Source organism: Marivirga salinae, from assembly GCF_030503855.1.
Classification (GTDB): Bacteria; Bacteroidota; Bacteroidia; order Cytophagales; family Cyclobacteriaceae; genus Marivirga; species Marivirga salinarum.
Genome location: NZ_CP129971.1, coordinates 2,562,429 through 2,575,567, shown reverse-complemented (window position 1 = coordinate 2,575,567; position 13,139 = coordinate 2,562,429). Strand labels below are relative to the sequence as shown.

The window sequence follows — 13,139 nt, the reverse complement described above, 5'->3', positions numbered from 1 at the left end:
GCCTTAATTTAACTTAACTAAATAAATTATATCAACATGTCAAACGTAAAAGTTGGAATTAACGGATTCGGGCGTATTGGAAGATTAACTTTCCGAGCCCTGCTGCAAAAAAATAATATTGAAGTTGTGGGTATCAACGATCTAACTGATACTAAAACTTTAGCACACTTATTAAAATACGATTCAGTTCATGGTAGATTTCCAGGTGAAATTTCCCATGATGCTAACTCTATTACAGTAAATGGAAAAAGCATTTCAGTAACGGCTGAAAGAGACCCAGCAAACCTTCCTTGGGGAAAAATGGGTGTAGATATCGTTTTAGAATCTACAGGTATATTTGTTGATGAAGAGAATGCAGGAAAACACATAAAAGCAGGTGCTAAAAAAGTTGTCATCTCTGCTCCAGCTAAAGGAAACGTCCCTACTGTTGTATTAGGTGTTAATGACGATACAATGACGGGAGATGAAACTATCCTTTCAAATGCTTCTTGTACTACCAACTGCTTAGCTCCGATGGCTAAAGTTTTGGATGACACTTTTGGAATTGAAAAAGGGTATATCACTACTGTTCATGCTTATACTGCTGATCAGAATCTACAAGATGCGCCACATAAAGATTTAAGAAGAGCTAGAGCTGCTGCTTACTCTATTGTACCTACTTCAACTGGAGCTGCTAAAGCTGTTGGTTTGGTTCTACCTCACTTACAAGGCAAATTAGATGGTATTGCTATGAGGGTTCCAATTCCTGATGGCTCATTAACTGATTTCACAGTAGAATTGAAAAAAGAAACTACCGCTGAGGAAGTAAATGCAGCAATGAAAAAAGCTTCTGAAGGAAGTATGAAAGGTGTTTTAGAATACACTGAGGATCCAATTGTTTCTATTGATATCGTTGGAAATACTCATTCTTGTATCTTCGATTCAGCTTTAACTTCAGTTTCTGGTAAATTAGCTAAAGTTGTAGGATGGTATGACAACGAAGCTGGTTATTCAAACAGAGCCGCGGATTTAATCGAGAGAATATCTAAGTAAGATAAGATTTCACAAAATCAAACACAAAAAAGGCTGTCACTTACCAAAGGTAAAAGACAGCCTTTTTTATTTCTAGTTTTTAGGATGAGTCAAGATTCAAGTCAATCTGAAAACTTGACAACATGCAAACTTGTTAACTTAAGTAATTCAATGCTCCAACACCTCTGTCTCCACTTCTGTAACTTCCATTAAACCTTCAGCAGTCAAATTAGTAAGCTTCACCTTTTTCAATTCATTAATTAAAATAGGATCATATTTGGCTACTACTCGAACATAGTTATCTGTAAAGCCTTCCATCAATCCATCATGGATATCTTTCTCAAATAACACTACTTCTTCCCTACCTAAATTCTCTTCATAGAAAGCACGCTTTTTCTTTTCAGATAAGCTTCTCAACATTTTAGAACGCTCGTTTCTGATTTTCATCGGCACTACTTTATCCATTTCATCCGCATCAGTATTAGGCCTTTCTGAATAGGTGAAAACATGCAGGTAAGATACTGGCAAGTCTTTTAGGAAGTGATAAGTTTCTAAGAAATCTTCTTCAGTTTCACCTGGAAAGCCAACAATCACATCAACACCAATACAACACTGAGGCATCAATTGCTTAATTTTTGCAACTCTATCTTCATAGAGTTCACGTAAATAACGCCTTCTCATTTTTCGCAAAATTTTATTGCTACCACTTTGCAGCGGAACATGAAAATGAGGAACGAATCTTTTGGATTGACTTACAAATTCGATGATTTCATTTGTCAATAAATTAGGTTCAATACTGGAAATTCTAAACCTTTCAATCCCTTCTACATTATCCAGTTCTTTAACCAAATCAACAAATCGCTCTTTTCTTTTCCCATCTTGAATACCAAAATCACCCGTATTAACACCAGTTAAAACGATTTCTTTTACATCTTCACTTGCAATTTGTTGGGCGCTGTTGACAATATTCTCAATGGTATCACTTCTACTTTTTCCTCTTGCCAATGGAATGGTGCAAAAAGCACAATGATAATTACATCCATCCTGAACTTTTAAAAAGGTTCGAGTCCTGTCATTTATTGAAAAGGCATTATTAAAACTTTTAGCTTCTTTTATATCCGAGGCTAATACCTGAGGTTCATCTTTTTTGGTGAAGCCATCCAACTTATCAATTAACTGAAATTTCTCTGCTGCACCCAAAACGGCATCGACTCCTTTAATTTCTGAAATTTCTTTCGGCTTTAGTTGTGCATAACAACCAATAATGGTGACAAATGCATCAGGATTGATTTTTTTGGCTTCTTTTACAACCTTCTTACATTTCTTATCAGCATTTTCTGTTACCGAACAGGTATTGATAATAAAAATATCAGGATTAGCCTGAAAATCGACTTTCTCATATCCTCTGTTTTCAAACATTCTTGAAATAGAGGAGGTCTCTGAGAAATTAAGTTTACAACCGAGGGTATAAAAAGCAACTTTTTTGTTCATGCCGAGTATTTTGCAAAATGAACCGCAAAGTTAAGGCTAAAATTCCTGAATGTAAATCTTTTTGAGTTTAAGGAAAGATTAGAACTAGAATTTAACTCGTTTTCTTTATTTTGAAGAATACGAAACCCTAACTCACATATTTTCAGGTATTTTTCTCATTTTCTCCACAAAACGGCTTGATTTTTACTAAAAAGTTGTATTCAGTTAAAAAATTAGGCTAAAAAGCGATGTTTTTTAATACTTTCTATGTTTTTAAAATATTTTTTAGACCGAAAATCAATTATTTCACAAATAATTATCTAAATTTGGTTTGAATTTAAACCAAAAAACATAAAAATGGCTCATTTAAGATTCAACGCACTCGATATCGTTTCAAGAAGAACAACAGATAGAATTGAGGCTCCATCCAACAAAATTTCAGATTATTTTGCTCAGGATGTATTCACATTGGACCAAATGAAAGCTTCTTTGGCTCCCAATGTTTTCAAAAAAGTAAGTAGCGCCATCGATAAAGGCAAAAAAATAGATATGGAAACTGCAGATCAAATTGCATCTGCAGTAAAAGCTTGGGCAATCACTAAAGGAGTTACCCATTACACACACTGGTTCCAACCATTAACAGGATCAACAGCTGAAAAACACGACTCATTCTTTAATGCTCAGAAAGGAATTGAAGTTTTTGCTGGCTCTATGTTGGTTCAGCAAGAACCTGATGCCTCCTCATTTCCAAACGGAGGATTAAGAACAACATTTGAAGCAAGAGGATATACTGCTTGGGATCCATCTTCTCCCATGTTCATATTTGGTAGAACTTTATGTATCCCAACAATATTTGTTGCTTATACAGGTGAAGCTTTAGACCATAAAGCACCATTGTTAAAAGCCGTGGAAGCTGTAGATAATGCTGCAACAAAAGTGGTTCAATTATTTGATAGAAATGTCAACCGAGTGAATGCTTCTTTAGGTTGCGAGCAAGAATACTTTGTAGTAGATAAAGCATTGTACAATGCAAGACCTGATTTATTAATGTCGGGTAGAACATTATTTGGACATAATCCTGCTAGAGGTCAACAATTGGACGATCATTATTTTGGCTCTATCCCAAGCAGGATTTATAATTATATGAAAGACTTTGAAATTGAAAGTTTAAAACTAGGCATTCCGATTTCAACTCGTCACAATGAAGTAGCTCCTAGTCAGTTTGAGGCAGCTCCTTTATTTGAAGATATTAATGTGGCAACTGATCATAATAGCTTGATGATGGATATTATGAGACGAGTAGCTGCTAGGCATGACTTGGAAGTGCTTTTCCATGAAAAACCATTTGCAGGATTAAACGGAAGTGGAAAACACAATAACTGGTCACTAATTACCAATACGGGTGTTAATTTATTCCAACCAAGCAATAGTGCTAGAGAAAATCTATTATTTCTGGTTTTCTTAGTGAACACAATTAAAGCTGTAGCAGAAAATGGAGAGTTATTAAGAGCTTCTATCGCTTCTGCAAGTAACGATCACAGATTAGGTGCAAATGAAGCACCACCAGCAATAATGTCAGTATTTATTGGTTCTCAATTAACGGCTGTTTTAGATGAATTAGAGGAAAAAGGAAATATCAAAATAGATAAAGGAGATAATATGTACATGAAATTGGGCATAGACAAAATTCCTCAAATTATCTTAGATAATACCGACCGAAACAGAACCTCTCCATTTGCCTTTACTGGAAACAAATTCGAATTCAGAGCGGTAGGTTCTGATCAGAATGTGGCACAACCAATGTCTATTTTAAATTTAATAATGGCTGAGCAATTGAATGAGTTCCATAAAGAGGTGAAATCTCAAATGGGAAAAGGAACTGATAAGAAAATTGCTATAGTTAATATTTTAAGACAATACATCAAAGATTCTAAAAAGGTAAGATTTGAAGGAGATGGCTACTCAGCTGAATGGGAGAAAGAAGCAGAAAAAAGAGGCTTAGCCAATGTGAAAAATACGCCTAGAGCTTTAGAAGCATTTGTAACAGATAAATCCAAGAAGTTATTTGCTAAGCATAATGTGATGACTCCTGAGGAACTAGAGGCTCGTAATGAAATCTACTTGGAGAATTATATAATGAAAATCCAAATAGAATCTCGCTTGATGGGTGATATTGCCTTAAATCAGATTATTCCTACAGCTGTTAAATATCAAAACACTTTAGCTCAGAATGCTAAAAACTTAAGCGCCTTAAAATTAGATAATTCAGAAATTTTGAAAAACATTGAGTTAATTTCTGGTTACACTAAAGATTTGAGAAGCTTAGTGCACGAAATGATTGAGAAAAGAAAAGAGTTTAATGAAATTGAAGACACTAAGGAGAGAGCATATAAATACTGTGATGAAGTGAAGGAAGCCTACTTTGATAAAATCAGATATGCAGCAGACAAGCTTGAATTATATGTTGATGATGAGCTTTGGCCATTGCCAAAATACAGAGAATTATTATTTTTGAGATAGTAATATATAACCATAACCAACTATTCACTAAATTAGAAAGCCGTTCTGCCAAATGCAGAGCGGTTTTTTTTGTATTAAGCACTCATCTGCTTCGTTTTCAAAAATGGCATCCATTTCTCATCGATCTGACCTGAGAAATCTCTAATAAACATCACATAATTAGGTTTGAAAGGCGGGCGTTTAAGTTTTAAATCACTTTCTTCAGGGGTACTATTCCCTTTTCTAGCATTACATCTTTTACAGGCAGTGACCAAATTAGTCCAAACTGACTTCCCTCCTTTTGATCGTGGAATTAAATGGTCTAAAGTCAATTCTCTGGAAGTACCACAATATTGACATTCATGCCCATCACGCTTAAATACGTTTTGACGAGTTAACATTACACCTTTATAAGGCATATTTGCATAATTGGTCAATCGAATGACAGATGGGAAAGGAAAAGTGCGGTCCACTGAACGAAGCTTACGAGTTTCATCATTCTCAATAAGTTCAGCTTTTTGCAAATACAACAACAGAAATGCTTTAGGAATACTACAAACCGTAACAGGACTATAATCCTGATTTAAAACCAATGCGCGCGTGGAACCAATTTTCATGCCTTTTAAATTTAAATAAGCATGAAAAATTAGTTCAATTGATCATGCTAATACTCTTTTTATATCGGTCAAATAATGTGTGTAACCTTTTTGTTCAGCATTGAAGATACCATTTTCATCTAAAAAATCAACTTTTACTCTGCCAGAAGCATGAATAATCTCCTGATTTTCAAGCATAATGCCCACATGCGTCACTTTTTTATGTTCGTTTCTAAAGAAAGCCAAATCTCCTGGCAAAGCATTTTCCAATTGATCTACCACTTTTCCTTGCTCTACTTGCTGAGAAGCATCTCTTTTCAAATTATAACCACAGATTTTAAAAACAATCTGCGTAAAACCTGAACAATCAATTCCAAAAGGAGATTTTCCTCCCCATAAATAAGGTGAATTTAAATATTTAATAGCAATGCTTTTAAGGAATTCGAAATCTCGCCTTGCACTTAATGACTTAGCCTCACCATTAAAACCTAAATGCTCTTCAACTTTAAAAATTTCATTGGTAGAAATAGGAATGATGGCACCCATTACTACAGATAATAAATTTTTATGATATAAAATACTGGCTGTTAATTCAGTACATATTTTATAATCTGAATTATTAATCTGCTCAAAATATTCATCAGTAATGTAATGAAATTGCTTAGCATCAATCCAGCCTTCATATCCATCAAAATAGATTTTAATCTTAATCCACTTTGAGTCTTTGGACAAATCGGTAACTGCGTAATGATCTCCAAATAATAATTGGGTCACCATTTCGGAAGCATCAGAAGCTTCTGCACGAACTGGAATAATACTCAATCTACAAATGCCTTTTTCTCCTACTGTAATCATAGATTAAAATTTCATCTTGGACAGTTCACGTTTCATATCTTTATCCTTAATACTATCTCTTTTATCATGTATTTTTTTACCTTTTGCCAGCGCTATTTCTAATTTAGCCAATCCTCTATTATTAATAAAAAGCTTTGTTGGTATAAGGGTTAAGCCTTTTTCTTCCATTCTTTTTCTAATTTTCTGTATTTCTTGCTTTTTCAAGAGCAATTTACGCTCACGCTTTTCTTCATGATTATAATGAGTACCTAATTCATAGTGCCCAATATGCATTCCTTTTACAAAAACCTCTCCTCTATGGATGTAGCAATAAGCCTCCTGTAATCCTACTTTATGTAAGCGGATAGCCTTGATTTCGGTGCCTTGTAAAACGATCCCTGTTAGGTAAGTATCCAGCCATTCGTATTCAAATCGAGCCTTTTTGTTTTTTACAGTAACCGAAGTACTAAACTCTTTTTTATCACTCATATTTCACAATTCTAACAAAAATTAATACTTTAATTTGATAGTTTATCAAAAATCTTGGCTATTTTTTCTTTTGGGAGAATTTTCTGACCTGTAGTTCCAATCGCCACAAGCCTTCCCTTCACCCTAGCCTCATACTTACAAATTATTTCTTTTTCCTTAATTCCAATATACTCTGCTTCAATATCTACCTCATTACCCAACAAAGCAGGTGATCGATGTTCAATATTCAAATGAGTACCTATTCCCTCCTCTCCTTCTTCCAGCATTTCCAAAACAAATAGCCGAGATGCCCATTCAATTTCTCTTGCTAATGTAAAGGTAGCACAAACATCATGTACGGCCTGCTGATCAAAATGTGCCACATCTTGAGCTTTTACTTTAAAATTGTAAAGTTTTTTATCTCCTATTTTAAAAATATCTTTCATTTATACCTTATCAACTGAAAATTTCATTCTTGGGATTGGAGCAGCATCCATACCTAAAAATTCTTCCTTCTGATATTTGAAATGCGCAGTCATGGCAATCATACCTGCATTATCAGTACAATATTCAAATTTTGGGATATAAGTCTTCCAATTCAATTCTTCCCCAGTTTCTGCCAACATTTTTCTTAAGTAAGAATTTGCAGAAACTCCTCCCGCTATGGCTATCTCTTTAATTCCAGTATTCTTTGATGCTTTTTTCAGTTTCTGCAATAAAGTCATTATTAATCGATGTTGCACACTGGCACATATATCATCCAAATTATCACTTACGAAATTGGCATCTTTCTGGCTGTTGTTCTGAAGAAAATATAAGACGGCTGTCTTTATTCCGCTAAATGAATAATTAAAACCTGACATTTCAGTTTCAGGAAATTGAAATGCTTCATGATTTCCATTTTTAGCGTGTTTATCTATCATTGGTCCACCAGGATAAGGCAAACCAATGATTTTGGCAATCTTATCAAAAGCTTCCCCCACTGCATCATCTTTAGTTTCGCCTAAAATTTCCATATCCAAATAATCATTAACTTTCACTATTTGGGTATGGCCACCACTTACGGTTAAGCACAGAAAAGGAAAATTCGGTTTGGGATCTTCTATAAAGTGCGCTAAAATATGTGCTTGCATATGATTTACGCCAATTAAAGGAATGTGTAAAGCTGATGCCAGAGACTTTGCAAAACTACTCCCTACTAATAAAGCACCTAACAAACCAGGTCCTTGTGTAAAAGCTACTGCTTTTAAATCCTTCTTGCTTATATTTGCAGCGGAAAGTGCTTGGTCAACTACAGGTACTATATGTTGTTGATGAGCACGAGATGCCAATTCGGGAACTACACCACCATATTTTTCGTGAACCGACTGCGTGGCGATAATGTTGTTGAGTACTTTCCCGTTTTGTACAACTGCCGCAGAAGTTTCATCACAGGAAGATTCGATGGCTAAAATATTAATATCCATAAAATTTGAAAGAGGAGCAAAATATAACGCAAGGTATTAAAAAAGGTATTGCAAAAGCAATATTATGGGTGTTCCTTGTCCTTTTTTTTTCGATGAGTGTTCTGGTTTTAGCCATGCAGTCCTCTGCGGTGCAAACCAGAGTAGCTCAATATGGAAGTGAATATTTGAGTGAAAAGTTAGGTTTTGAAATCAGCATTGAAAAAATAAATATCGAATGGTTTGATCAAATCACATTAACAGGTCTACATATTAAGAATAAGGATAAAAGTAATTTTATAGAACTTAAATCGATTTGGATTGATTATGACATTAAACAACTTATCAATGATGAAAGTATTCTTTTTGATAATCTGAGATTGGAAGATGGCCGAGTTATGTTGATTAGGCAAAAAGGAGATAATTATTTTAATATCGATTATTTGGTTGAAGCAATCAGGAATTTATCCGCACCTAAAAAGGACAGTTCAAGAAGCAAAGCCAAAAACCTTTTAATTCGTGAAGCAACACTTTCAAATATAATTTTAGGAGTTGCCAATTTAGATAGCGATAGCATTAAAGATGGCTTTAATTACAATCAATTTGTTTTACATGACTTAAATGCAGATTTAAATAATTTATCAAGCAGAGCTGACACTATTCAAATGCAAATAAACCAGCTCTCAGCTGTAGATTCAGTGACAGACTTAACTATCCATCATTTGAATTCTAATTTTGAAATATCTCAAAGCAGGCTTTCATTAACTGAATTAAATTTAGAAGTAAACAAAAGCACTATTGCTGATTCAATTGTATTTAATTACAACAGCATCAATGATCTTTCTTATATCATAGATTCGGTCAATATAAATGCCAACTTCAAAAACTCAGTGATTTTTACAGAAGATCTTGCACTATTTGCACCCTATATTAAAAAATATGAGGACAAGATTAATCTTTCAGGAAATTTTAATGGAAAGGTTAAAAGATTTAAAGCCAATGATTTAAACATGAAATTTGGAAATTCAAGTTTTATACAAGGAGACATTAGAATTGACGGATTGCCCAATTTTTCTGAATCCTTTATAGATTTAGACCTAACCAACTCTTCATTAACGCCAGCTGATCTTAAGCAATATGTAAATGACAGTCTTTCATACCAAAGAATTCAAAATTTTGGTATCACGAATTTTAGAGGGAGCTTCATAGGATTCCCCACCGATTTTGTTGCCGATGGAGTCTTTACTTCTCCATTAGGAAGGGTAGAATCTGATTTAAACCTTAAAATTGATAAGGATTCAAGAAAATCAACCTATAAAGGAAGTCTTTCTACCTTTAATTTTGATTTAGGAAAATTTATGGATGCCGATTCAATTTTCCAAAAAGTACAAATGACAGGTAATATTCAAGGTAGTGGTTTCACATTAGAAACAGCTAAACTGAACCTTAATGCTAATATTAATTTAATAGGAATTAATGGATATGAATATCAAAACATCACCACAAATGCAGAATTAGCTTCAGAGTTTTTTAATGGAAAACTAAAAATCAATGACCCTCTTTTAAAATTTCAGATGGATGGATCAATTGATTTAAGAAAAAATAAAAATTTAATAAATGTAACAGCAGATTTAGACACTATTAACTTTAAGGATTTAAATATTACGAAGGAAGATTTCATTTTAACTGCAAAAGGAACTCTTAATGGAAGTGGAATAGAACTTGACAGCATAGAAGGGACTACTTCCTTACAAAAAATTTATGCTGTTTATAGAGGAAACTCATTACAATTAGATTCTTTAAATGTCAATACATCCAATCAAAATGGAAATAGAAAACTAAAAATTAATTCTGACCTCTTTAGAGCCAATATTGATGGTGGATATCAATTCACTCAGCTTCAAAAAGATTTGTTTAGAACAGTTAAAGAATATCAACTCAATATTGAAAATGATCAAAATAAGATTAAAAATTACTATGAGGTAATTGACACTACTGTAAATTTAGAGGAGTATACTGTAAATTTCGACTTTCTTATCAAAGAAATAAACCCTTTGATAAATCTATTTATACCGAAATTATATGTGGAAAAAGGAGCTAAAATTAAAGGACAATTCCAAAATGGAGAAAACAGTACTATTTTTATTGAATCTTCATTCGACTCAATTAAGTATGATAATTATATCTTCTCAGAAAATACAATTGACCTTAATTTTAGTAAATATCATTTAAGTCAGAATGTATTAGGTATTGGGTTTATAAATTCAGCAAACCAACAATTAAACACCAACCTTCAGAGTGAAAATCTGAATATGGAACTATATTGGACAGGTAGAGAAATAAACTTTAGTTCCTTTTTAGAACAAGCTCAGAGCGAAAATCATCTTAATATTAGTGGTAATTTAGAGTTTTTGGAGGATAGTTTAAATCTATCAATAGAAAAATCAGATATAGAAGTATTTTCAAAAAATTGGGGTTTTGTCGATAACAATAATTTAAAAATAAGTAGTGGTAATTATATATTTAAAAATTTTGGTATTGCATCAAATGATGAACGAATAATTGCAAATGGTGAACTCTCAAAAGATTCCACCAAATCATTACTAATTGAAATTGACAGTTTCAATGTTGAAAACATCAACGAATTAGTAGAACAACATGATTTTAAAGGTACAGCAAATGGATTTATTGATATTCAAAATTTCCAAAATCAATTTTTGCTTTCAACTGAATTGAGTCTTCTTGATTTCTATTTAGACGAATTTTTAATTGGAAACATCAGCGGCTTTTCTAGTTGGCAGCCAGAGGAAAAGAAATTATTGATGAACTATACAGTTCAGCGTCAAAACCAAGATATCATCAAGGTAGACGGCACTTATGCTCCCTCCGTTAAGGTAAATCCATTAGACCTTAAAGCCAAATTAAGAAAGACCAATTTGGTAATAGTCGAACCATTCATCAACACTATTTTCTCCGATATGAGAGGTGAAATAGACGGAGAATTTCAAATTACAGGCAATATTAACAGACCAATAGTGAATGGGACTGGAAAAATTTCTAATGGAGGAATAAGAGTAAATTACCTCAATACCTATTATGATTATACAGGTAATATCAATTTCAACCAAGAAAAAGTTACTTTTGAAAACATTCAACTCACAGATGATCAAGGAAATAATGGCTATTTAAATGGCGACCTCCTACATGATGGCTTTACTGATCTGAGATTAGATTTGATGGGGAATATGAATGAATTAAAAGTACTTAATACTTCTGCGAGAGATAATGAATTATATTATGGTACTGCATTTGTAAGTGGTACTGTAACATTTTCGGGCAGTGTTGGAAACCTCACCATAGATGCTCAAGCAAAATCAGAAAACGGCACAAGAATCTTCATTCCGGTAGAAAGTACATCAACTGTCGAGCGTGAAGAATATATTCATTTTATCAATATTAAGGATACTGCTAATAACAAGACCCAAGAAATCAATAGAGTAGAAGAAGTTGATATTAAAGGTGTAACCATGAATTTTGACTTAGAGCTTACGCCAGACGCCTATGCAGAAATCATTTTCGATATCAAATCTGGTGATATTATTCGTGGTAGAGGAAATGGTAAACTCAGCATGAATATAGATACCAATGGTGCGTTTTCTATGATAGGAGATTATACGCTAACTGAGGGTGGCTATAATTTCACACTTTATAATATTATCAATAAAGAATTTAGTATTCAACAAGGTAGTCAGATTACTTGGGACGGAGACCCTTACAAAGCAAACCTCGATATTCAAGCAGTTTATGAACAAAATGTATCTTTATTGCCAATTGTTAATATGGGACAAGATTCCTCTCTTGCTAATTCACCAGAACTAAAAAGAAGATACCCAGCTAAAGTTCTTTTGTATTTAGATGGGGATCTATTGCAACCTGAGGTAGATTTTGATATTAATTTCTCAGATTACCCTGATCAAATTATTACTGAAGCAAGGACAACTTTCCCACTGAGAACCAGCGTCACAGCTTTTGAGGCAGAATTGGATGCAGATGAGCAAGAAATGAAAAGACAAGTGTTTAGCTTAATTATCTTAAGAAGATTGTCTCCTAGAGCTTCCTTTGCAGTAAGTGGATCGGTCGGTAATTCTGTAAGTGAGTTCCTCTCCAACCAATTAAGTTATTGGGTAACGCAAATAGATGAAAATCTTGAAATTGACGTAGATTTAGGTTCTTTTGATGAAGATCAATTCAATACCTTTCAGTTAAGGTTATCCTACAGCTTTCTGGGCGGAAGATTAAGAATTACCCGCGATGGTGGATTTACTCAAGGAGAAACTGAAAATGTAAACCAAGAAATTCTGGGCATATTAGGCGATTGGTCTGTTGAATATTTGTTAACTCGAGATGGAAAACTAAGGGCTAAAATCTACAATAGAACCAATTTCAACACGCTAGACAGGATTAACAATACAAATACTGCCTCCACCAGTACAGGTGTTAGTTTGGTTCACGTTACAAGTTTCGATCAATTGAGAGAAGTATTTGAAAATACTAAAAAGGATAAAAAGGAAGAATCTGAGGATAAGAAGGAAGAACCACAAAAAATTAATACTGATGCGGTTTTGAGAGAAGAGGATGAAAATTCAAAATAATAAAACGATCCATGACCAACTTATAATTGAGGAAAGGCAGCGCACTGATCCCGTTGAGTGGGTGCAGGCCGAATTTTCTGCCAAACAAATAAGCTTCGGGGTAAATTTTAATCCAATGAAAAACTTATCTTAACTTGATAAGTTAAACTTCCAAACAAACGAAATTA

Annotated in this window: 9 protein-coding genes; 3 read left to right on the top strand and 6 right to left on the bottom strand. The window is 33.6% G+C overall.

Translation table 11 applies throughout. From position 1 onward, the window contains the following. Positions 1-36 precede the first annotated feature (36 nt). Positions 37-1,032, top strand: a complete 996-nt coding sequence (gene gap / locus QYS49_RS10795) for a type I glyceraldehyde-3-phosphate dehydrogenase (protein WP_308347246.1) — start codon at positions 37-39, stop codon at positions 1,030-1,032. A 147-nt stretch (positions 1,033-1,179) separates the two neighbouring features. Here gap and mtaB read toward each other — a convergent pair whose 3' ends face one another. Then, positions 1,180-2,502, bottom strand: coding sequence for a tRNA (N(6)-L-threonylcarbamoyladenosine(37)-C(2))-methylthiotransferase MtaB (gene mtaB, locus QYS49_RS10790; RefSeq protein WP_308347245.1), 1,323 nt, complete (start codon positions 2,500-2,502; stop codon positions 1,180-1,182). A gap of 336 nt (positions 2,503-2,838) precedes the next feature. Here mtaB and QYS49_RS10785 point away from each other — a divergent pair, with 336 nt between their 5' ends. Further along, the gene (locus QYS49_RS10785; RefSeq protein ID WP_308347244.1) at positions 2,839-5,001 is read left to right on the top strand and encodes a glutamine synthetase III family protein; all 2,163 of its coding nucleotides are present in this window, start codon (positions 2,839-2,841) and stop codon (positions 4,999-5,001) included. A 74-nt stretch (positions 5,002-5,075) separates the two neighbouring features. Here the strand turns inward: QYS49_RS10785 and QYS49_RS10780 are convergent, their stop codons facing one another. From QYS49_RS10780 to tsaD, 5 genes are read right to left on the bottom strand one after another with little or no spacing between them, the layout of a single operon-like run. Beyond that, the gene (locus QYS49_RS10780; protein WP_308347243.1) at positions 5,076-5,597 is read right to left on the bottom strand and encodes an HNH endonuclease; all 522 of its coding nucleotides are present in this window, start codon (positions 5,595-5,597) and stop codon (positions 5,076-5,078) included. A gap of 42 nt (positions 5,598-5,639) precedes the next feature. Then, positions 5,640-6,431, bottom strand: a complete 792-nt coding sequence (locus tag QYS49_RS10775) for a C40 family peptidase (protein WP_308347242.1) — start codon at positions 6,429-6,431, stop codon at positions 5,640-5,642. Between the two features lie 3 nt (positions 6,432-6,434). Further along, the gene (smpB, locus tag QYS49_RS10770; RefSeq protein WP_308347241.1) at positions 6,435-6,899 is read right to left on the bottom strand and encodes an SsrA-binding protein SmpB; all 465 of its coding nucleotides are present in this window, start codon (positions 6,897-6,899) and stop codon (positions 6,435-6,437) included. A 29-nt stretch (positions 6,900-6,928) separates the two neighbouring features. Then, a complete protein-coding gene (locus QYS49_RS10765) occupies positions 6,929-7,324 on the bottom strand; it encodes a thioesterase family protein (protein WP_308347240.1) in 396 nt (131 codons plus the stop codon). Next, positions 7,325-8,344: a tRNA (adenosine(37)-N6)-threonylcarbamoyltransferase complex transferase subunit TsaD gene (gene tsaD, locus QYS49_RS10760; protein ID WP_308347239.1), complete on the bottom strand. Its 1,020-nt coding sequence runs from the start codon at positions 8,342-8,344 to the stop codon at positions 7,325-7,327. A gap of 5 nt (positions 8,345-8,349) precedes the next feature. Between tsaD and QYS49_RS10755 the strand changes: the two genes are divergently transcribed. Beyond that, positions 8,350-12,972 (top strand): translocation/assembly module TamB domain-containing protein, encoded by a 4,623-nt coding sequence (locus tag QYS49_RS10755; RefSeq protein ID WP_308347238.1) that lies wholly within the window; start codon positions 8,350-8,352, stop codon positions 12,970-12,972. Positions 12,973-13,139 lie beyond the last annotated feature (167 nt).

What these genes read in the sequence shown, in the direction of transcription:
- QYS49_RS10780 (WP_308347243.1), bottom strand. Translation starts at nt 5,597, where the DNA reads ATGAAAATTGGTTCCACGCGCGCATTGGTTTTAAATCAGGATTATAGT.
- smpB (WP_308347241.1), bottom strand. Translation starts at nt 6,899, where the DNA reads ATGAGTGATAAAAAAGAGTTTAGTACTTCGGTTACTGTAAAAAACAAA.
- mtaB (WP_308347245.1), bottom strand. Translation starts at nt 2,502, where the DNA reads ATGAACAAAAAAGTTGCTTTTTATACCCTCGGTTGTAAACTTAATTTC.
- QYS49_RS10765 (WP_308347240.1), bottom strand. Translation starts at nt 7,324, where the DNA reads ATGAAAGATATTTTTAAAATAGGAGATAAAAAACTTTACAATTTTAAA.
- QYS49_RS10785 (WP_308347244.1), top strand. Translation starts at nt 2,839, where the DNA reads ATGGCTCATTTAAGATTCAACGCACTCGATATCGTTTCAAGAAGAACA.
- gap (WP_308347246.1), top strand. Translation starts at nt 37, where the DNA reads ATGTCAAACGTAAAAGTTGGAATTAACGGATTCGGGCGTATTGGAAGA.
- tsaD (WP_308347239.1), bottom strand. Translation starts at nt 8,344, where the DNA reads ATGGATATTAATATTTTAGCCATCGAATCTTCCTGTGATGAAACTTCT.
- QYS49_RS10775 (WP_308347242.1), bottom strand. Translation starts at nt 6,431, where the DNA reads ATGATTACAGTAGGAGAAAAAGGCATTTGTAGATTGAGTATTATTCCA.